The sequence below is a fragment of the Membranihabitans marinus genome (genome assembly GCF_019802045.1).
Lineage (GTDB): Bacteria > Bacteroidota > Bacteroidia > Chitinophagales > Saprospiraceae > Membranihabitans > Membranihabitans marinus_A.
In genome coordinates this window covers 52,924-73,111 of record NZ_JAHVHU010000004.1, presented here as the reverse complement: position 1 = coordinate 73,111, position 20,188 = coordinate 52,924, and the positions used below count along the sequence as shown (strand labels likewise).

The window sequence follows — 20,188 nt, the reverse complement described above, 5'->3', positions numbered from 1 at the left end:
AAAGGATACGGAGAGTGCCAGAGCGATCTGGCTTGAGGTATTCCAACGACGGCCTATTCCAGACAATTCAACTGATTCATCAACAAAGCGATCGGGTAAACAGGATATTCTTCATACCCCCTTTCCCAATAAACGGTGACCCCCATTACAGGATTTTCTTTGAGTAATTTTATTTGTTTGGGATGAAGTAAAAACAACGCTTGCAAAGCAAACGACTCTGAATCTCCCGATTTTTGCCAGGTAGATTCTTTGCTGTTGTAAATCGTCACTGATTTTTCATTGGTTAAATGGCATCGAACAGCACCCTGGGCCTTTAATCGACCAAAAGCATCCATCGGCTTCTTCGCGTGCCATTCAAATTTTAAAGCCAAATATATATACCCACCGCCAAATTTTAAAAACTGAGCTGAGGCTTGCAGAAGATCCTTTCCAGGCAGGTAAGGTTTCAGACTGGGTGCTGTATACGCAATAAAAGATTGGGGTTCCAGCTCTTTTTTCCGCTCTCCGGTTCCCGGATCTATTCCCTCGAATAAAATCCGACAATCCGATTCGGTCAGGTACGGTTTACTGTCCGGAAATAGGTCGGTATTTTGTTCTTCCAGCTGGATTCCAGCTTTTTTATTTTTCGAAAAAAAAGCGAACAGCGGAAAAGTATCGTTCCCCGCTAGTATTCCAACATCAGAATCGTTTATACATTCAAAATTGGAAAATACACCCCCGGACGGCAGTTCATGATCAGACAACAATATTGGTACCCCCTTCGCTGTCGTACCAAAGTAGAGCATCCCTGCGAGGAATAACAGAGACTTACAGAAGAGTGGAGTCTTTATATTTTTCATATTATTCAAATAATCTTACATTAGCCGGATGCGAAAGATCTTCTGATCCAACGTATCTTTATAAATTCAAAATTAAAGATAAACATTATACCATGGCAACATTACATGAATTTCTTGCAAATCAAAAGTCTGAATCACTTAATCAACTCAAAGAATTTCTGAGAATACCATCTGTTTCAGCAGATCAAAAGTATAAAAAAGAAGTACGCAGAGCTGCTGAGTGGTTGACGGGGAGGTTGAATGAATTGGAGGTAGATACAAAGATATATGAGACCCCAGGACACCCCATCGTCTATGGAGAATATCACGTGGGGGATGAATACCCGACCGTATTGTTTTATGGCCATTATGATGTGCAACCCCCTGACCCGCTTGATCTGTGGGAAACAGAACCTTTTAATCCCGTCGTCAAAAAGACCGACATACATCCGGACGGAGCTGTTTTTGCACGGGGTGCCTGCGATGACAAAGGTCAACTATTTATGCAGGTAAAAGCAGTTGAAGCATTGATAAACAGCGACTTGTTACACTGCAATCTTAAATTCCTGTATGAAGGAGAAGAAGAGGTCGGATCCGAAAATCTGGAAAAATTTTGCATCGAACACACAGATTTGTTAACCGCTGATGTGATTCTGATCTCAGACACAGCCATCCTATCCAATGATACCCCGACGATCACAACAGGATTACGGGGATTGAGCTATGTTGAAGTGAAAGTAACCGGACCGAAAGTAGATCTTCACAGTGGAGTATATGGCGGTGGGGTAGCCAATCCCATCAATGTTCTGGCTCAAATGATCGCTCAAATGCATGATGATCAAGGACGAATAACCATCCCTGGATTTTACGATGATGTCGAAGTAGTATCCAACGAGGAACGCGAAGCCATGAATAAAGCACCTTTTGATCTTGAGAAATATAAAGAGGGCATTGGTGTCCAAGAAATATGGGGTGAAGAAGGTTACACCACCCTGGAACGAACCTCCATACGTCCTACGCTCGATGTAAATGGAATATGGGGAGGATACATCGGTGAGGGCGCAAAAACCGTCTTACCATCCGAAGCACAGGCAAAGATCTCCATGCGTCTGGTTCCAAACCAAGATCCCGATCAGATTACCGAGTTATTTGTGGACTATTTCAAGTCCATAGCACCGGATACAGTGACGGTGGAAGTCAACCCCCACCACGGGGGACGGCCGGCGGTAACGCCCATTGATTCAGTGGCCTACCACGCTGCCAGTAAAGCGATGACTAAAGCTTTCGGTAAGGAGCCCATACCTTTACGTGGCGGCGGCAGTATTCCGATTGTGGCCATGTTCAAGGAGGTTTTGGGGTTGGATTCCATTTTGATGGGTTTTGGTCTGGATTCCGATGCGATTCATTCTCCGAACGAGCACTTTGGCTTGTTCAATTTTTACACCGGGATCGAAACCATTGCAGAATTTTTGATCCAATACGGTAAAGACAAACAAGGTTCATGAGAATAGATATTATAGCTGCTGTACCGGAACTGCTGGATTCCACGCTACATCACAGTATGATGAAGCGAGCGCAGGATAAAGGGCTGCTCGAGATCCACACGCATGACCTCCGCAAATATGGCATCGGCAATTACCGGCAGATTGATGATTACCCGTATGGTGGCGGGGCTGGCATGGTCATGAAGGTGGAACCCATATTTGAATGTATCGAAGAATTACAAAAGGAACGCACCTATGACGAAGTCATATATATGACGCCTGATGGGACTGTTTTCGATCAAAAAACTGCTAATCAACTTTCTTTACAGAAAAACCTGATCATTCTCTGCGGCCATTATAAAGGGGTGGATCAGCGGGTCAGAGACCAACTCATTACCCGGGAAATATCCATCGGAGATTATGTATTGAGTGGGGGAGAGTTAGCTGCTGCCGTGGTAGTGGATGCAATTGGCCGACTATTACCCGGCGTATTAAACGATGAATGCAGTGCCCTGGAGGATTCTTTTCAGGACAACCTGCTGGCACCTCCGGTGTATACCCGGCCTGCTCAGTTTCGCGGCATGCATGTCCCCGAGGTACTCCTTTCTGGACACGATGCCCGTATCCGGGAATGGCGTGAAGAAAAAGCCTGGGAGATAACCAGGAGAAAGCGGCCGGACTTACTCTAACCCGCTTTATTCATCACGTCAATCTATTATAACACATAATACGCAGTGTATCAATTGTATAAACCCCGAAATTGGGCATTTTACATAGCCCAATTTTGGGTAACGTTTGACTTTTGCGGGCTAAGGTACAAGGGATATTTAGTTAATCTTCTTATTACACAAGGTGCCAGACACTATCCCAGCCCGAAGGTCTGCACGGCAAGTGTCTGACACCAGAATGGTCCTGGGATCAGAGAACGCTGGGCAGGGTAGCGTTAATGTGAGAAAAACCAGTTGGTGACGGCGCAAAACACGCGCCTCGCCTAGGAAATCTGTTGAATCTTTATCTACTCAAACAATCCCTCATATGATTCTTCTCCATCCTCCGACTTTTTCCCTCGCTGTACCCGGATTGGATCAGTTGGCCGGTCATCCAGATCCAGGAAATCTTCTTCCATGGACGGCGTCCCCTCGCCGAGCAACATAATCGTGCTGTTCTTCTCCCATTCTTCGAGCATCTTAAGTCCTTGTTCTTCAAAGACCCCATTCTGAAGGTCCACACTGTCCATCACCGATGAGGACATTTCCATGAAGTGTTCCATCTCGCCGACCTTGTTCGCCAGATCATCGGCGATATTTTCAAGAGCTGCATCAAACATCTCCCGCTTACTTCCAGAACCGGAGATAATATCCATCGCATTTTTCATGGCGCTGTAACTGGTCCGAATTGCTTTTCGTTCCTGTTCTTTGAGCTTCACCTGATCTTTGGTGTCTTCCAGCAGAACTTCGGAATTGCTGTACATTTTGGAGAGCACGCGATAAAGTACAGACATTTTCTTGTGGAGGGCGTGGTACTTCTGATTACTCTCTTTTAATCGGGCTGCTTTACGGGAAGAAAGCAACATTTGATTTTCGTTGTTCATCTCTCTGGCCTTCTTGGCCATCAACATGCTGTTTTCGATCTCCTTATCGTTGTCTGACATCAGCGTTTTCATACGTCGCATTTGCCCCCGCAAGGATCCGATTTGTTTGCTGAGTTTTTTTAGATTGTCTTCCAGATCCTGAACATAGCTTTTCAAGATACCAATAGGATCAATCTGTACGAACAGGCTGGTCACCCATCGCATGACGCTCTTATACATATACCAGACCAGGTTGCGCATCCGGGGATCCAGCACCATATACAGGATCACTGCAAGTGCTATAAGAATCAAGGAAAGGTAAAGAACATTGGACATCAATGCAACGATGGCGGCCATGTTGGTAGCGATCAGATAGCCACCCCCCAGTAGAATTCCTCCGAGAAACAGGGCTCCTGTCATGCCTTCCGGTTTTTTCCAAAAAGATTTGGGTTTGGCAGTTTTAAAAGATTGCAGATCTGACATATGGGCTATTTTAAGCGTTAGCGATTAGAACAATGAATATACAAAATAGAACGATGAAAATTAAGGCAGCTCGGAATCGAATTGATCTACATCTCCTTCTATCCGCACCGTAATGGCTTTTAGGGTCTTTTCAAATCGATCACTGGTCTCCTTTATTTTTTTGCGGGCGACATCGGCTTGCTGATCAATACTGCTAAGTTTGGATTCCAAATCTTTTCGTTCTTCTGTGAGGTTTTTGATTTTTTTATCCAGTGCTGTAATTTTAGATTCCAAACTCGATTTCTGTTTTTCCCGAGAGTGGACTTTGGATTCCATTTGCTTTTCCAGGGCGGTGTTGAATTGTTTGAATTCATCCTTGAGGATGTTGAGATAATACCCTGCACTTTCAAGCAACTTCTCTTTGGTCAGTCCCACCGTGGATGCTGTGGCAAAAGCACTTTTTATGGCGGTATCCTCATCCACACCCATTTTATTTAGTCGGATGAGCGCTTGTTTGAATTCCAGGTAGTCAAACCCGGTTTGATTATTTTTAGCGATGGCCTTCAATAAGAAGTCCAGCGACTTTTTATCCAATTCATTCGCATCATCAAATATTTCCTTTAAGCTAATATTCATACCTTATATATTTATTTCAAAGATAAGATTGAAATCGGTTGGTAAAAGTAATGAATAACTTTATTATATAAAATCGCAAATTTCATCGTCGAGAGTAGTACTGAAATCCATGAATCAGCATACTGAATCCGCTTAAAATGCTCCAAAAACATCGGAATAATACAATTGCTATTCCTGACGTCCACGGCAATCCTTCAGTCGATCCTGGTGCGCTTGGACCCCAATCTAATGACGTTTTGTCATGTATTGGGCTAAAAGGTGACAGTAAAAGAGATGTTGCGTCCCGTATTATGCCAAATTGGACGAATTCAGGGTAATGGCATTTTACTTGCAATGTATAGACTGATTTTCTAATGTAAAATGTAAACTAAAATTTAACTTGATATGGGAAAAATTATCGGAATAGATTTGGGTACCACGAACTCCGTAGTATCCGTAATGGAAGGTAATGAACCGGTGGTTATTCCAAATGACGAAGGTAAAAGAACAACCCCCTCAGTGGTGGCTTTTCTGGACAACGGAGAGCGAAAAGTAGGTGATCCGGCCAAACGTCAGGCAATAACGAATCCACACAAAACCATTAATTCCATCAAACGATTTATGGGTGCACGACATTCGGCGCACTTAGATGAAATTGAGAAAATGTCCTATGAAGTAGTAAAAGGGGACAACGATACAGTGCGTGTCAAGATTGATGATCGGCACTTTACACCGCAGGAAATTTCAGCAATGATCCTTCAAAAGATGAAGAAGGTTGCTTCTGAATATTTGGGACAGGATGTTACAGAAGCTGTAGTAACCGTTCCTGCTTATTTCAACGATTCGCAACGACAAGCAACCAAAGAAGCAGGGGAGATCGCAGGTCTGGAGATCAAGCGGATTATCAACGAACCGACCGCAGCAGCTTTAGCTTATGGATTGGACAAGAGTCACAAGGATCAGACGATTGCTGTATTTGACCTGGGTGGAGGTACTTTTGACATCTCCATTTTAGAGCTGGGGGACGGTGTATTTGAAGTAAAATCTACCAATGGAGATACCATGTTGGGTGGTGATGACTTTGATCGTGTGCTGATCAATCACATGGCTGAAGAATTTCTGGACCAGGAAGGCATGGATCTGCGTAAAGATCCCATGGCGCTGCAACGATTGAAAGATGCCGCCGAAAAAGCCAAAATCGAATTGTCTTCTTCATCCGAAACGGAAGTCAATCTTCCATACATCACAGCCAAAGACGGTGTTCCTAAACACCTGGTATTAAAAATAACACGAGCCAAATTCGAACAATTGGCGGATGATCTGATTCAACGAACGATCGTACCTTGTGAGAAAGCATTGAAAGATGCCGGAATGAGTAAGAACGATATCGATGAAGTTATCCTGGTTGGTGGTTCAACACGAATTCCAAAAGTTCAGGAAGTTGTGAAAGACTTTTTCGGACAAAAACTGAACAAAAGCGTAAACCCGGATGAGGTGGTGGCCATCGGTGCTGCTATTCAGGGCGGAGTGCTTAGTGGTGATGTCCAGGATGTTTTGCTTCTTGATGTGACTCCATTGTCTATGGGAATCGAGACGATGGGCGGCGTATACGATGTAGTTATCGAAGCCAACTCGACCATTCCCACCAAAAAGTCAAAAACATATTCTACAGCAGCAGATAATCAGCCCTCTGTAGAAATCCATATTCTTCAGGGTGAGCGACCCATGGCCAAAGATAACCGAACTGTAGGTCGGTTTATTCTGGACGGAATACCACCAGCACCACGGGGAACGCCTCAGATTGAAGTGACCTTTGATATGGATGCCAACGGTATACTGAATGTCCATGCAAAAGATAAAGGCACTGGAAAAGAGCAAAAAATACGTATCGAAGCCTCTACCGGTCTTTCAGAAGAAGAAATCGAACGCATGAAGCAGGAAGCTCAGGCGAATGCGGAAGAAGATCAGAAGCTGAAAGAGAAAGTGGACAAATTAAATGCAGCTGATGCGACGATTTTTAGTACCGAAAAGCAATTGAGTGAATACGGCGACAAAATTCCTGCGGATAAAAAAGCAGAGATCGAAAGTTCTTTGGAAGAACTCAAAGAAGCGCACAAAGCAGAAGATCTGGACAAAATAGATGCAGTTAGTCAAAAACTGACCGCAGCCTGGACAGCAGCCAGTCAGGACATCTATCAGGCCAATGGCGGTGCTGATGCAGGTGCAGGAGCTGATGCTGCCGGCGGTGGCGCTGGTCAAGATGATTCAGATGCCGGTGCAGACGATGTGACGGACGTAGAGTTCGAGGAAGTGGACGAAAACAAATAACCTTCGTCAAATTTTTATAGTTACAAAAGGTGTTAATCCGATTCGGATTAACACCTTTTTTTGTGTAAAATATAATGCATTGGAAAAACCCAAGAAGTACTCTATCCGATATATGCAGCCGGGTGGTCCACAGTGTACAACGTTTCTCTAATGTAGATCAATCGCTAAATTGATCTGCTATCTACAAATATCTTCTCTGAAAACCACACCTGAATATTATATTTAGTTAACTTTGCACCCCGTAACAACATCACGAAACCATCAATTAGAGAGACCATGATTAAGTATATATTCGTTACGGGTGGCGTCACTTCTTCTCTGGGTAAAGGGATTATTTCGGCATCACTGGCTAAGCTTCTTCAAGCAAGAGGTTTCAGAGTAACCATTCAAAAACTCGATCCATACATCAACGTAGACCCTGGCACTCTCAATCCCTATGAACACGGGGAATGTTATGTAACCGATGATGGCGCGGAGACCGACCTCGATTTGGGCCACTACGAACGATTTCTGAACAGACCGACTTCACAAGCTAACAATGTCACCACAGGGCGGATTTATTCCAATGTCATCAATAAAGAACGGGCAGGAGCCTACCTGGGTAAGACCGTCCAGGTTATACCCCACATCACCGATGAAATCAAGCAGTATGTAAAGGGCTTTGAAGAAGATAATTATGATGTAATCATTTCTGAAATTGGAGGTACCGTCGGCGACATTGAATCACTGCCCTACATCGAAGCAGTCCGGCAAATGCGCAACGAATTGGGCCCCAAAAATGGAATCGTCATCCATCTGACTCTAATCCCATACCTGCGTGCAGCAGGTGAACTTAAGACCAAACCCACGCAACATTCGGTCAAAGAGCTTTTAACATACGGTATCCAACCTGATATTTTGGTCTGTCGGACCGAACACACGTTGTCCGAAGATATCCGGGAAAAACTGGCATTATTCTGCAATGTAAATAAAAATTCGGTCATCGAATCGATCGATGCAAATACGATTTATGATGTACCGTTGATGATGCTCAAAGAAAAACTGGATTACAGAGTTATGGAAAAACTGGGGCTGGATGATTCCACAGCGCCCAACCTGGTCGCCTGGAAGAATTTCTTAGGCAAACTGAAAAATCCATTGCATGAAGTTCGAATCGGCCTGATCGGAAAGTACATCGAACTCCAGGACGCTTATAAATCAATATACGAATCTTTCGTTCATGCTGGTGCTGAAAATGAGACCCTGGTGAATGTGGTGAGTTTACATTCCGAAGATTTGGAAGAACCAGATTTCGAAAAACACCTGGCATCCCTGGATGGAATTTTGGTTGCCCCCGGATTTGGGAAGCGAGGTGTTGAAGGAAAATTAAATGCCATCCAATATGCCAGAACAAACAAAATACCTTTCTTTGGCATTTGTCTTGGAATGCAATGCGCAGCCATAGAATTTGCCCGCAATGTACTCCAGTTACCCAATGCCAACTCTGAAGAGTTTGACTCAGATACCACAGCGCCCGTCATTCATTTGATGCCCGATCAGGTAGATGTGGAGAATATGGGCGGCACCATGCGACTGGGCGCCTGGGAATGTCATCTTGAATCCTCTAGCAAAGCCCATCAGGCTTATGATCAGACCATTATTCATGAACGGCACCGCCATCGATTCGAATTTAACAATGACTACTTAAACGCCTTCCAGGAAAATGGATTTGTTCCCTCGGGCATTAACCAAGAACGTAATCTTATTGAAATTCTTGAGCTTGAAGACCACCCCTGGTTTATCGGAGTACAATTTCATCCAGAACTCAAGAGTCGGGTAGAAAACCCCCATCCTTTATTTTCTTCTTTCATCCAGGCGGCCTTGAAGCACAAGAATAGGAACGGCCAATCGTCACAGGATCAAACCAACCCGGTAAAAGATGCGAAAACTAAAACTGGATGAGTTAAATCGACTCAATCTAAAAGAATTTAAAGAGCTCGAAAAGTACCCGGTCCATATTGTTCTCGACAATATCCGATCGGGTGTCAATGTGGGCAGTTTCTTTAGAACAGCTGATGCGTTTGCCTTGGAACACATCCATCTTTGTGGATATACACCTAAGCCACCTCACGCAGAAATATTTAAGACAGCCATCGGTTCCACCAAAACAGTGAATTGGACGCATACGCCGGATGTTCATGACTCTATTCATCAGTTGAAAAAAGCAGGATGCTATTGCATTGGTATCGAACAGACGGATCAATCCATCTTATTGCATCAAGTAACACATCTCCAAACCCCCATTGCCCTGGTATTTGGAAATGAAGTCAATGGGCTCACGGAAGGAATCCTTCCTTTGTTGGATGAAGTCTGGGAAGTACCTCAGTTTGGTACCAAGCATTCGCTCAATGTATCTGTATGTGGCGGAATCGTGCTCTGGGAAGTCATCCGGTCGTTGATTCGATAGATGATAGCTGCGACCGAATGAATTTAATTCAACAGAAGTTGTGCTCTAAAAATACTTTGCTAAGAATCTGTAAAATCTTCCAATGTTTCCATCATCTAAGATGACTAGTGCACGAACTCATAAATACCATACACTATTGAAGGCTTCTTTTATTGACATATCTTCATCATCAAAATCCTTACGTAGCTATGGCTATGCGCAGTTTTGCTTCTTTGATCTGTCAAAAAATAATCTCTTCCATAGCATACATTACTTATGATTCCGCGCACCAGAGCGAACCACGCCGGGTACTTGGTTAGATTGTTTTGCTCCGTCCCCAACAAGTAAGTGATTAGCCCGGGGAAACCTTTGTCCAGCCCAATCGGGCGTCAGCCCTTAATAATCTCGTCGTGCAGGTCATTCGTTTGTGATGCATAATATCCAGTACAATCAACTGCTTAACTTCTAAAATTAGGCCTATTACATGGCCCACTTTTGGATGACGTGTGACTTATGCGGATTAGGTGCACGAGAAAACTTGGTTATTTCATCACGATTTACAGTATCGTCTTTAGACACTGGTATACTTGACACGCTGATCGGATGGTGGAAAAGCTGGTTTTTAGACTTTCACCATTCGACTATTTCATCGAAGGAGAATTATTGATTACAAACTCAATCCGTGCTCAGATTTTTCAAGTACTTCTGTCATTTCTTTTGAAACAGAGCTCCGAAGGACTTTAATAAAGGTTTTATCAGCGAGCTGAAGGGTGACGACTTCATCTTCTATTTTACTGATCCGTCCAATAATACCTGAACCGGTGACAACCACACTGCCCTTATCCAACTTCGTGTTGAATTCCCGCTGTGCCTTTGCCTTTTTTTGTTGGGGTCGCATGAATAAGAAGTAAAATACGACGACCATACCCAGTAGCGGGAGCATAGATATAAACGGGTTTGAATCAGTTTGAAGAATGATCATATTGTATGTTTTTTAATTAGTTACTAACAAAACCCTGCAAATATAATAAGGTTCTTGGAGGGTAGGTATTTCCGATCACATTTATTGATTTTTTTTGGTACCCGTGGCGTCCGCTTGAGTTGAAGCTCACTTCGATGCGGCCTTTCCCACCCGGAGGTATGGGATCCTTGGTATAGGTCGGAGCGGTACAACCGCAGGATGTTTTCACATCGGAGATAATGGCCGGGCGTTTTCCTGTATTGGTATATTCAAATACGTGAGTAAATGATTCGCCGCTGCGTATCGTATCCCAATCGACCAAAGCGTTTTCAAAGGTTAACCGCGCAGCCACACTAGTGTCAATGATTTGATCAGCGCCTACGGGTATGTTCACGATGGATGAGATTGTATCATCCGTTTTTTCGGAGGAATTGTCCTCATTACATGATAACAGGAACAATGAGATAACAAGTAATGAAATGAATAACCGCATGGTGGTGTATTTTGCTTGCAAATATCCTAACATTTTGTATGTTTAGCAAAGATTTTCTGTCGACAAATAAATTAAAATCATTATCTGAATTATGCCCCCCTCAACCTTAACCTCAACCTCAAATATATTCTTCCTCATCGGCTTTATGGGATCGGGTAAAAGCCTGCTGAGTCATGGAGTAAGCGAACGGATGGATGTGATCACCGTAGAAATGGATGACCTGATCGAGCAATCAGCCGGTATGTCAATTAATGAGATATTCACCCGGAAAGGGGAGGAGGCCTTTCGGGCAATAGAGCGACAAGTCTTGCATGATATTATTGATCAATATCAGATTCCAGAAAAACCGGTGTTGATTAGTACGGGAGGAGGTGCCCCCTGTCACTTTGACAATATGGAAGTGATGAATCAGGCCGGTACCACCATTTTTATTAATCCCTCAGCAAAGCGACTGAGTGCCCGGTTGGAACAAAAGAAGCAAGATCGCCCGCTTATCAAAGATAAGACCGCTGATGAGATACGAACCTATGTGGAGAAGAAACTCAAGGAACGGCTGCCATTTTATTCAAAAGCTATAATTCAAGTCAACATGATCTATGACGATAAAGCAGATAATATAGAATTTCTGAAAGATATTATAGAATCGGAATGGATCAGAAATCAAAGTCGAGACAATTCAGAGTAATGGTTCCTTCTTCCAGAGGTGTATCTGAAAGAAGCATACTGAAATTGATTTACCTTACATTTGGGGTTCAGGAAAAAGAATCGTAAACTTGAGTGGTATTAAATAACGTAATATGCAGTTATTTTCATCGCTTTAACAAGTGTGCCTGTTACCAGACCAGGATACGTTATAGTCTATGGTAACCCAAGTCTTCTGGATTGATTTGTAAGTTTTAAAATGATGTCAATACTGCCTTGAGTGCCGCAGCAGGTTGAACCAGTCCACCTGACTTAGCAACGTCCAAGGTGGGCTGACTGGTCTCATGCAATAATTTATAAATTTCAGAGGAAGTGAGAGCAGGAGCGAATGCCTTGATCACGCCCACTACGCTGCTGACGAAGGGGGCGGCCATGGACGTCCCCGACATCGACTTATACTGATCGCCGGGAAAGGTACTGAGTATATCAGCTCCGGGTGCAGCAATGCCCCATTCTATATCCACCAGGTAATTTGAAAAATAAGCGAGCCGGTTCTTATCATCCAATGCTGTGACACAGATAACCCCGGGTACGTTAGCCGGAGAGAAATCCTGAGCACTTCGACTGCTGTTTCCGGCACTGGTCACTACCACGACGTTGTGATCGTTCGCGTATTGAACAGCGGTCAGATAGGCTTTTTGCTTCGGTTCATCACTGATTCCGCCCAGTGACATCGAAAGCACACCGGCGCCTTGATCAACGGCTCGGATCATGCCTCTAATAATCTGTACCTGGGTGCCAAATCCCATCCGATTCAGGACCTTCACAGGCATAATCCGAATGATGTCATTATAAAAAGCCATCGAAGAAATACCTTTCTGGTTATTGGTTTCTGCCGCTATAATTCCCGCACAATGGGTTCCATGCCCCACGGGGTCTTTCATATCCTGATAGACCGGGTCAACCATCCGGTTTAAATCTTCATGAGAACCGTCGATTCCCGTATCCAGTACAGCAACTTGCACCGTTTGTTTTACTTGATCCCGATGATCCATCAATAGTTTATACCAGCGGTTAAAATTCAACTTTTCAAAGGCCCACTGACCGGAGGACAAGGGATCATTCACGAAAATCGAAGTGGGAATTTCATCAACCACAAGACCTGGTCTGGGCTGAATCTGAACTACATCATTGTATTCACCGTATGTAATAAGTTGATGACGGTGAAGGACAGCCAGCAGTTCTCTTTTTTTATCCGATTGATCATCAGGTATATCGATAACATAAAATTTATCAAGTGCAGTTCCTTCCATTTCCGGATAAAATGCTTTTTCGATCCGTGCGGAATAGGCGCTTAGCTCTACTCTGATCATATCAATATGGTCAGGCGAAGTTTTGATCAGCAATTCACCAAGTTCTATGGGATGCTGTAGATTGCTGGGAACCACACGGTTTTCTATCTTCATTTTGAACAACAACATACTAAGTGCTATACTTGCAACAATAGCAAGCACTAATCCAATTTTATTGCTACGTAGCCATCGAAAAATGAAACTGAAAAAGGCAATAAGTAAAAGATTCTTGGAGAAGACAAAGTACTTTACCGGTCCCAGCGAAGCCCCCATCGTTATTGCAAAATTAGCGAACAGACAAATAAAAAAGCCCACGCCCATAATAACATTCCAGGTTTGACGGGAAGAAAATAAAAACCACAATCCCATAAAACCAACCGCGAGAATATATGTTATACCGTTAAGTTCATGGAGTACTTCCATTGATGCTGTTTTTGTGAGATCAACAATGAATATAATAATAGATTCAATTTCTGGTGTGAATTTTTGGAATTATTCGACGAACTCTGATATTCTGCCGATTTATCTTATTTTTGCAACCTTAAATTTTTTGAAAGTATGGATATACAGAAATGTATCATAATAGGATCAGGGCCGGCTGGTTATACGGCTGCCATTTATGCAGCACGAGCTAATCTTGACCCTGTGATGTACGTAGGCTCAGAACCGGGCGGACAATTGATGATAACTACCGATGTAGAGAACTACCCCGGCTATCCCGACGGCGTTCAAGGTCCGGTGATGATGGAAGATTTCCGTAAGCAAGCAGAGCGCTTCGGGACGAAAATTTTTTACAACGTGGTAACTGAAGTAGACTTCAGCCAGGATGTACATACGCTCACCTTGGACAACGGCGAAAAGGTTCAGGCGCACACCGTCGTAATAGCTACCGGGGCCAGCGCCAAATGGTTGGGACTCCCTTCCGAGAAAGCTTTTATGAACAAAGGGGTTTCTGCATGTGCAGTGTGTGACGGTTTCTTTTTCAAAGGACAAAAAGTAGCCGTGGTCGGTGGTGGAGATACCGCAGCGGAGGAAGCCACCTACCTCTCAAAACTTTCGCCGGAAGTTCACTTATTGGTCCGTAGAGATGAAATGCGTGCTTCCAAGATCATGCAGGACCGGGTGATGAGAACGGAAAACATAAAAATACACTGGAACACCGAAGCCAGGGAGATATTGGGAAATGGAGAGGTGACCGGCGTCAGAGTCCAGAATAATCAAACCAAAGAGGTTACAGACCTCGACATCACCGGATTTTTCGTTGCCATCGGGCATTCACCCAATACAGAAATATTTCACAATATTCTGACCATGGATGAAACCGGTTATATTGTAACCAAAGGAAAAACCACAGAAACGAATATACCAGGCGTATTCGCCAGCGGGGATGCACAAGACAGAAAGTATCGGCAAGCGGTAACTGCCGCCGGCACCGGATGCATGGCAGCTTTGGATGCCGAAGCTTATTTGGTTGAAAAAGGAATCATTTAAATTCACCTAATTTATAACTTAACATATGTCAAACAAAAATTTCAGGTCAGGGGTATTGTACGGAGCGGAACTTACAGAACTTTACAACCACGCCAGCAAGCATGATTATGCGTTGCCTGCCGTCAATGTCATCGGGACCAATTCGATCAATGCCGTAATGGAAACAGCCCGTGACCTGGAGTCACCCGTTATTATTCAACTTTCCAACGGTGGAGCTTCTTTCTACGCTGGTAAAGGGCTGGACAACAGTCAACAGAAAGCCAGTATTTATGGTGCCGTGGCGGGAGCTACACACGTTCACCTGCTTGCAAAACAATACGATGTACCCGTGGTCTTGCATACGGATCATTGTGCCAAGAACTTACTTCCCTGGGTGGATGGCCTGCTCGACATCGGAGAAAAGTACTATGCCGAGAAAGGACAGCCTTTGTTTAGTTCGCATATGCTGGATCTGTCCGAAGAAGAACTGGAAGAAAATATCGGCACTTCAAAGGCGTACTTTGAACGAATGAATAAAATTGATATGTCGATTGAGATCGAACTGGGTGTCACCGGTGGCGAAGAGGATGGCGTGGACAACACGGAGATTGACAGTGCACGTCTTTACACGCAGCCCGAAGAAGTCGCTTACGCCTATGAAGAGCTCATGAAGGTATCGCCACGGTTTACCGTAGCAGCTGCTTTTGGCAATGTTCATGGCGTATATAAGCCAGGCAATGTGGAATTGCGACCGATCATTCTGAAGAACTCACAGGATTTTGTAAAGGAAAAATTTAATCTGGACAAAGATCAACCGATTCATTTTGTATTCCACGGAGGCAGTGGTTCTGACCTAAAGGACATCCGGGAAGCCATCACCTACGGCGCCATCAAAATGAATATTGACACCGATCAACAATGGGCATTCTGGGACGGATTACGCGCTTATGAGGCTAAAAACCGCGGTTATCTGCAGGCACAAATTGGAAACCCGGACGGCGACGACATTCCCAATAAAAAGTACTACGATCCCCGCAAATGGTTGCGTGCAGCCGAAGACGCTTTCCGTGTTCGTCTGACTCAGGCTTTTGAAGATCTCAATGCTGTTGGTAAGAACAAAATTTAATTATCGATGGTGAATGGTTGATCATGATGTAGTGGATCCAAGGGCGTGTCGTCAACTTCCATGAAACACGCATGGCGGTTGATGGATCAAGACGTGTGGGAGGGCGTGCTACAAGACTGCTTTACGTGTAGGAAAATTATGTACTGGTAAGTTCCGTAGTTAGCGCACAACATATATGGTAGATAGGCACAAATGCCCCCCCGACGACCTAGTAGGATCTTTTGTAAAATAAATTTCAGGAGTGATCAACCATTTACCTTTAACAATCAACCAATACCGACTTACGTTTGAAAGGTCTCGTAAAATGCAGCGCCAAGGTGATTGGTAATGTCCGAGCTGACCATAGAAAGCTGACTTTGGCCCTTCACAGCCAGATCGCCAGCCAGACCATGGATGTAAACGCCCATTAAAACGGCTGACTTGGTCCCCATATTCTGCGCACAAAGTCCGGTAATGATGCCTGTCAGCGTATCACCACTCCCGGCTGTGGCCATGCCTGGATTTCCCGTTGAATTAAAATAGATTTGTCCATCCGGGCAAGATATTGAGGTATTCGCACCTTTCAACACAATAAAAAGACCATACTGGCGCGATAGATTTCGTTGTCTGTCCAGCTTTTCCGCATCATTGATCCAAGATCCAAACAATCGCTTGAACTCACCAGGGTGGGGGGTCAGGATACTATTACGGGGTAATTTACCCAGCCAATCTGCATGTTCTGCCAGAATATTAAGTGCATCAGCATCTAGGACCAGGGGGACTGTCGTATTTTGAATCACATGCAACAAAGCTTCACAAACACCATTTCCATGATCAATGCCCGATCCTATTCCTATCGCATCATAACCGGACACATCAATTTTAGTATGAAAATAAAACTCATGCTGATCCACCGACACCATCGATTCAGGGACCGATATCTGCATAATGGGATAACCAATACGAGGCACATGACAAGTCAACAACCCCACACCGCTCCGCAGACACGAACGGGCAGCTAAAATCGCAGCGCCCATTTTTCCATAGGACCCATTGATGAGCAAAGCATGACCGAAGGTTCCTTTATGTGAAAATCTTTTCCGGGACAGATCGCCATACCCTTTGATAAACGGTGCATCCAGATAATACATGTGCGTATCACATTTTTCCAAAGCAGCCTCTGACAACTTAATATCAATCACTACCCAATCCCCAATAATATCTCCGAGCTCGGGAAAGAAAAAGCTATACTTGGGTTGCCCGATCGTCAGGGTAATATCAGCATGTATGCACACGGCATTCTCGAGAATTTTGTCGGGATGCATTCCCGAGGGAATATCGATACTAATCACACGATTGGTGTGCTGTGTATTGATGCTTTCCACGACCGACCGCCAGACTCCTTCGATCGGCCGATTCAAGCCCGAACCAAACAATGCATCAATAATCAGCCCTTTCCGATCCAGTGTTGGAAAATCCGCCGGGTTCGTGATCGACTTTTCTGTCAGATACTTCCGATGGGGGAGGTGTTCCCGCATATGCAGATTATCCGCGCTCGGTTCGGAATAATCGCAGTAAAATAAATGGACCTCGACACCTTCTTCAGCCAACAACCTGGCCAGCCCAATGCCATCACCACCATTATTCCCTGAACCGGCAAATACAAACACGGGCGAGAGCGGATCAAACCAGGTAAAACTTCGGATGCATTTGTAAAGTTCATGCACCGCACGCTCCATTAACTCGGTAGAGCTAATACGCTGATCGATCATCGTTTGCTGATCCACCCAATGCATTTGTTCCTGGTTGAGTATTTTCATCGTTTACTTCATAGTTTCTATAAGTTTCAATGTGCGCTCTACCCGCTGGGTCAGTTCATCCCACGATTTTTCTGCGATAATGTCTTTAGAGATCATTTTAGACCCCATACCCACGGCTGATACGCCCGCATCAAACCACGATCGAAGGTTTTCTTCATCCGTAGAAACTCCACCTGTAGGCATAATACGCGTCCAGGGACTCGGGCCTTTGATCGATTTTACAAAATCCGGACCATACACGCTACCTGGAAATAATTTCACGAGTTCACACCCCATCTCTTCGGCCGTTCCAATCTCCGTTAATGTACCACAACCGGGCACGTACGCCACTTTTCGCCGATTGCAAACACGGGCAATATCTTCCCGGAAAGAAGCCCCGACAATAAAGTTTGCTCCCAACTGCAAATACATCGCTGCCGTGGGTGCGTCATTAATAGACCCAATACCAAGAACCATCCCCGGAAGTTCCTGTCCTACATATTTGCTGAGCTCAGAAAATACTTCCTGCGCAAAATCACCCCGATTGGTAAATTCCATCAGGCGGGCACCGCCTTCGTAACACGCTTTGAGCACGGATTTACCGAGTTCAGGGTCAGGATGATAAAATAAAGGGACCAATCGTTGATCCAACACCGTCTGTATCACTTCCGTACGGGCATATGTAGCCATAAAATTTATTTTTGAATTTAATTATTGAATAATATTACCGGCTCACCCGGCCACTGGCATCACCGCCCATCAGTTTTTCCACTTCTGCTACGGTAGCCAGGTTGGCATCCCCAAATATAGTGTGTTTCAGTGCAGATGCGGAAACTGCAAAATTCAATGCACTTTGAACATCTTCACCATAATGTATCAAACCATAAATGAGTCCTCCCATAAAACTATCACCACCACCTACTCGGTCAACGATGTGTGTGATGTCAAAATCGGGTCCTTTGTACAGTTTAGTTCCGTCGTACAGGACGCCGGACCAGGTGTTGTGTGAGGCACTCAATGAACCCCGCAAAGTGACGATCACCTTCTTGGTCCGGGGAAAGCGTTCCATCAATTGCTGGCAGACGGATATGTACGCATCCGCATCAATAGTATCACCCTGTGATACATCCACGCCTTCCGGATGAATGTCGAAGTGCTTCTCTGCATCCTCTTCATTTCCCAGTATTATATCGCATCCTGCGACAAGATCAGGCATGACTTCGTGGCTTTTTTTACCGTAAGTCCACAAATTCTTTCTGTAATTCAGGTCGGTAGAAACAGTAATCCCCAGATCGTTCGCAGCCTGTATGGCCTCCTGGCAGACATCTGCGGCAGATTGAGATATAGCCGGTGTGATCCCTGTCCAATGAAACCATTGGGCATCAGCAAATACTTCTTCCCAATCGATCGTCCCTGGTTTTATTTCAGCAATGGCAGAATGCGCCCGGTCATACACGACCTTGCTGCCCCGGGAGACAGCGCCCATTTCCAGAAAATAAATCCCAAGTCGGTCGCCCGCTCGTTCGATAAACTGAGTACCTACGTTCTTCTTTCGCAATTCGGCAACTGCACATTCCCCAATGTCGTTGTCCGGAATCCGGCTGACAAACTCCACAGGGATGCCATAGTTCGCTAAAGATACGGCAACATTGGATTCGCCGCCGCCATAGACGACATCAAACGAATCCGCTTGAGAAAAACGCAAATACCCCGGAGGGCTCAGTCGAAGCATAATCTCACCAAAAGTGATGACCTTTTTCATATGTATAGTGCAATTTTGATTTAAAGCGTAATATTCAAATAAATATCATGAATTTAAAACGTTTGCACTAAATTCTGTAATTTTTTCCGGTCCCGATGCCGGGTTCCAACTTCTTCGAGTTTATTTAATGAAACAAATGCACGCCATAAACAAATAAAATAGCCACCTTACTGACCTCCAACAAAAGATAATACCGGTGCAACGATGAGGGTGGAAGCGAAACGCCTTCACTAATATTTTTGGCGCGTTGACTTAGCGCCGGCAGCATCCATAGCGTTTGAATCTTCAGGATCAAAATTGCGCCCGCTATCCAAGCCATATTCCATGAATAAACATGGTGAAATAAGACATAGTTCAGTACGATGGCAGCGGCCAGTACCCACTCCACCTTATTAAGCGCACCAAAAACCACCCGACCAATACTCAGTCCTACCGGAATAGTTACACCAGGGGCTCTGAATTTTAACCCGGCTTCCATAAAACTGATCGCACAAACAAAACCAATCCATAAAAACGTGAGAACAATCAGCACGGGATCAATAACAGTCATCATAAGGAAGTATTGTGTGGTGAAACCTTGCACTTTATATCGGATTCGACCGGCATTACCACGAGCGCTTGGAAATCTTCCAATAACGTCAACGAATGTGTTTTTCCGGCAGGGAGAAGAAAAGATTCCCCTTTCTCAAGAATCATTGCATGATCTTCAAATTGCAATCGGGAAGAACCTGCCTTCACACTGACGACCGCTTCCTCGGTACAGTAATGGACCGGCATTATCATGCCTGCGGCTCCATCAAGTTCAAAAATTTTAAGCGAAGCTCCGGTTGCCAATGGCAAAAGATCAGGTGGGGTTTTAAGTTTTAATGAATTTTCCATACCCATCTATTTAGAATTATTAC

At 44.5% G+C, this 20,188-nt stretch carries 19 protein-coding genes; 8 read left to right on the top strand and 11 right to left on the bottom strand.

Translation table 11 applies throughout. The features are described from left to right. Positions 1 to 53 precede the first annotated feature (53 nt). The gene (locus KUV50_RS03275) at positions 54 to 839 is read right to left on the bottom strand and encodes a hypothetical protein (RefSeq protein WP_222578665.1); all 786 of its coding nucleotides are present in this window, start codon (positions 837 to 839) and stop codon (positions 54 to 56) included. A 92-nt stretch (positions 840 to 931) separates the two neighbouring features. On the opposite strand from KUV50_RS03275, the gene KUV50_RS03270 reads away from it, so the two are divergent. Together KUV50_RS03270 and trmD are read left to right on the top strand one after the other, a co-directional pair. Continuing rightward, positions 932 to 2,323: a dipeptidase gene (locus KUV50_RS03270; RefSeq protein WP_222578664.1), complete on the top strand. Its 1,392-nt coding sequence runs from the start codon at positions 932 to 934 to the stop codon at positions 2,321 to 2,323. Beyond that, complete coding sequence (gene trmD / locus KUV50_RS03265) at positions 2,320 to 2,991, top strand: tRNA (guanosine(37)-N1)-methyltransferase TrmD (RefSeq protein ID WP_222578663.1); 672 nt, start codon at positions 2,320 to 2,322, stop codon at positions 2,989 to 2,991. The genes KUV50_RS03270 and trmD overlap by 4 nt, the downstream gene beginning before the upstream one ends. 326 nt (positions 2,992 to 3,317) lie before the next feature. Here the strand turns inward: trmD and KUV50_RS03260 are convergent, their stop codons facing one another. Next, a complete protein-coding gene (locus KUV50_RS03260; RefSeq protein WP_222578662.1) occupies positions 3,318 to 4,355 on the bottom strand; it encodes a PspA/IM30 family protein in 1,038 nt (345 codons plus the stop codon). A gap of 60 nt (positions 4,356 to 4,415) precedes the next feature. After that, on the bottom strand, positions 4,416 to 4,970 hold the full coding sequence (locus tag KUV50_RS03255; RefSeq protein ID WP_222578661.1) for a hypothetical protein: 555 nt from the start codon (positions 4,968 to 4,970) through the stop codon (positions 4,416 to 4,418). 384 nt (positions 4,971 to 5,354) lie between these two features. Between KUV50_RS03255 and dnaK the strand changes: the two genes are divergently transcribed. From dnaK to KUV50_RS03240, 3 genes are all read left to right on the top strand, one after another. Beyond that, positions 5,355 to 7,277 carry a molecular chaperone DnaK gene (gene dnaK / locus KUV50_RS03250; RefSeq protein ID WP_222578660.1) on the top strand — a complete coding sequence of 641 codons (1,923 nt, stop codon included), beginning with the start codon at positions 5,355 to 5,357 and terminating at the stop codon, positions 7,275 to 7,277. Between the two features lie 276 nt (positions 7,278 to 7,553). Next, positions 7,554 to 9,218, top strand: a complete 1,665-nt coding sequence (locus KUV50_RS03245; protein WP_222578659.1) for a CTP synthase — start codon at positions 7,554 to 7,556, stop codon at positions 9,216 to 9,218. Continuing rightward, positions 9,196 to 9,723: a TrmH family RNA methyltransferase gene (locus tag KUV50_RS03240; protein ID WP_222578658.1), complete on the top strand. Its 528-nt coding sequence runs from the start codon at positions 9,196 to 9,198 to the stop codon at positions 9,721 to 9,723. The genes KUV50_RS03245 and KUV50_RS03240 overlap by 23 nt, the downstream gene beginning before the upstream one ends. A 646-nt stretch (positions 9,724 to 10,369) precedes the next feature. On the opposite strand, the gene yajC is transcribed toward KUV50_RS03240, so the two are convergent. Together yajC and KUV50_RS03230 are read right to left on the bottom strand one after the other, a co-directional pair. Continuing rightward, positions 10,370 to 10,684, bottom strand: coding sequence for a preprotein translocase subunit YajC (gene yajC, locus KUV50_RS03235; protein WP_222578657.1), 315 nt, complete (start codon positions 10,682 to 10,684; stop codon positions 10,370 to 10,372). A 16-nt stretch (positions 10,685 to 10,700) separates the two neighbouring features. Next, positions 10,701 to 11,156, bottom strand: coding sequence for a DUF1573 domain-containing protein (locus KUV50_RS03230; RefSeq protein WP_222578656.1), 456 nt, complete (start codon positions 11,154 to 11,156; stop codon positions 10,701 to 10,703). A 91-nt stretch (positions 11,157 to 11,247) separates the two neighbouring features. On the opposite strand from KUV50_RS03230, the gene KUV50_RS03225 reads away from it, so the two are divergent. Then, a complete protein-coding gene (locus tag KUV50_RS03225; protein WP_222578655.1) occupies positions 11,248 to 11,841 on the top strand; it encodes a shikimate kinase in 594 nt (197 codons plus the stop codon). A gap of 211 nt (positions 11,842 to 12,052) precedes the next feature. On the opposite strand, the gene KUV50_RS03220 is transcribed toward KUV50_RS03225, so the two are convergent. Continuing rightward, positions 12,053 to 13,573 carry a S8 family peptidase gene (locus tag KUV50_RS03220; RefSeq protein ID WP_222578654.1) on the bottom strand — a complete coding sequence of 507 codons (1,521 nt, stop codon included), beginning with the start codon at positions 13,571 to 13,573 and terminating at the stop codon, positions 12,053 to 12,055. Positions 13,574 to 13,708: 135 nt separating this feature from the next. On the opposite strand from KUV50_RS03220, the gene trxB reads away from it, so the two are divergent. Both trxB and fbaA read left to right on the top strand, forming a co-directional pair. After that, positions 13,709 to 14,641, top strand: coding sequence for a thioredoxin-disulfide reductase (gene trxB, locus KUV50_RS03215; protein WP_222578653.1), 933 nt, complete (start codon positions 13,709 to 13,711; stop codon positions 14,639 to 14,641). Between the two features lie 25 nt (positions 14,642 to 14,666). Beyond that, positions 14,667 to 15,746, top strand: a complete 1,080-nt coding sequence (gene fbaA / locus KUV50_RS03210) for a class II fructose-bisphosphate aldolase (RefSeq protein WP_222578652.1) — start codon at positions 14,667 to 14,669, stop codon at positions 15,744 to 15,746. Between the two features lie 281 nt (positions 15,747 to 16,027). On the opposite strand, the gene KUV50_RS03205 is transcribed toward fbaA, so the two are convergent. The 5 genes from KUV50_RS03205 to KUV50_RS03185 all read right to left on the bottom strand — a co-directional run bounded on the left by KUV50_RS03205 (position 16,028) and on the right by KUV50_RS03185 (position 20,165). Beyond that, a complete protein-coding gene (locus tag KUV50_RS03205; protein ID WP_222578651.1) occupies positions 16,028 to 17,545 on the bottom strand; it encodes an NAD(P)H-hydrate dehydratase in 1,518 nt (505 codons plus the stop codon). Positions 17,546 to 17,548: 3 nt separating this feature from the next. Next, positions 17,549 to 18,214 (bottom strand): bifunctional 4-hydroxy-2-oxoglutarate aldolase/2-dehydro-3-deoxy-phosphogluconate aldolase, encoded by a 666-nt coding sequence (locus tag KUV50_RS03200; protein ID WP_222578650.1) that lies wholly within the window; start codon positions 18,212 to 18,214, stop codon positions 17,549 to 17,551. A 34-nt stretch (positions 18,215 to 18,248) separates the two neighbouring features. Next, positions 18,249 to 19,286 (bottom strand): sugar kinase, encoded by a 1,038-nt coding sequence (locus tag KUV50_RS03195; protein WP_222578649.1) that lies wholly within the window; start codon positions 19,284 to 19,286, stop codon positions 18,249 to 18,251. A gap of 124 nt (positions 19,287 to 19,410) precedes the next feature. Then, the gene (locus KUV50_RS03190; RefSeq protein ID WP_222578648.1) at positions 19,411 to 19,839 is read right to left on the bottom strand and encodes a hypothetical protein; all 429 of its coding nucleotides are present in this window, start codon (positions 19,837 to 19,839) and stop codon (positions 19,411 to 19,413) included. After that, positions 19,836 to 20,165, bottom strand: a complete 330-nt coding sequence (locus KUV50_RS03185) for a cupin domain-containing protein (RefSeq protein WP_222578647.1) — start codon at positions 20,163 to 20,165, stop codon at positions 19,836 to 19,838. Before KUV50_RS03185 ends, KUV50_RS03190 begins: the two co-directional genes overlap by 4 nt. Positions 20,166 to 20,188: the final 23 nt, after the last annotated feature.

Coding starts and splice junctions, on each gene's coding strand:
- trmD (WP_222578663.1), top strand. CDS start 2,320: ATGAGAATAGATATTATAGCTGCTGTACCGGAACTGCTGGATTCCACG.
- yajC (WP_222578657.1), bottom strand. CDS start 10,684: ATGATCATTCTTCAAACTGATTCAAACCCGTTTATATCTATGCTCCCG.
- KUV50_RS03245 (WP_222578659.1), top strand. CDS start 7,554: ATGATTAAGTATATATTCGTTACGGGTGGCGTCACTTCTTCTCTGGGT.
- KUV50_RS03200 (WP_222578650.1), bottom strand. CDS start 18,214: ATGGCTACATATGCCCGTACGGAAGTGATACAGACGGTGTTGGATCAA.
- KUV50_RS03230 (WP_222578656.1), bottom strand. CDS start 11,156: ATGCGGTTATTCATTTCATTACTTGTTATCTCATTGTTCCTGTTATCA.
- KUV50_RS03190 (WP_222578648.1), bottom strand. CDS start 19,839: ATGATGACTGTTATTGATCCCGTGCTGATTGTTCTCACGTTTTTATGG.
- KUV50_RS03255 (WP_222578661.1), bottom strand. CDS start 4,970: ATGAATATTAGCTTAAAGGAAATATTTGATGATGCGAATGAATTGGAT.
- KUV50_RS03270 (WP_222578664.1), top strand. CDS start 932: ATGGCAACATTACATGAATTTCTTGCAAATCAAAAGTCTGAATCACTT.
- KUV50_RS03220 (WP_222578654.1), bottom strand. CDS start 13,573: ATGGAAGTACTCCATGAACTTAACGGTATAACATATATTCTCGCGGTT.
- fbaA (WP_222578652.1), top strand. CDS start 14,667: ATGTCAAACAAAAATTTCAGGTCAGGGGTATTGTACGGAGCGGAACTT.
- KUV50_RS03275 (WP_222578665.1), bottom strand. CDS start 839: ATGAAAAATATAAAGACTCCACTCTTCTGTAAGTCTCTGTTATTCCTC.
- dnaK (WP_222578660.1), top strand. CDS start 5,355: ATGGGAAAAATTATCGGAATAGATTTGGGTACCACGAACTCCGTAGTA.
- KUV50_RS03205 (WP_222578651.1), bottom strand. CDS start 17,545: ATGAAAATACTCAACCAGGAACAAATGCATTGGGTGGATCAGCAAACG.
- KUV50_RS03195 (WP_222578649.1), bottom strand. CDS start 19,286: ATGAAAAAGGTCATCACTTTTGGTGAGATTATGCTTCGACTGAGCCCT.
- trxB (WP_222578653.1), top strand. CDS start 13,709: ATGGATATACAGAAATGTATCATAATAGGATCAGGGCCGGCTGGTTAT.
- KUV50_RS03185 (WP_222578647.1), bottom strand. CDS start 20,165: ATGGAAAATTCATTAAAACTTAAAACCCCACCTGATCTTTTGCCATTG.
- KUV50_RS03225 (WP_222578655.1), top strand. CDS start 11,248: ATGCCCCCCTCAACCTTAACCTCAACCTCAAATATATTCTTCCTCATC.
- KUV50_RS03240 (WP_222578658.1), top strand. CDS start 9,196: ATGCGAAAACTAAAACTGGATGAGTTAAATCGACTCAATCTAAAAGAA.
- KUV50_RS03260 (WP_222578662.1), bottom strand. CDS start 4,355: ATGTCAGATCTGCAATCTTTTAAAACTGCCAAACCCAAATCTTTTTGG.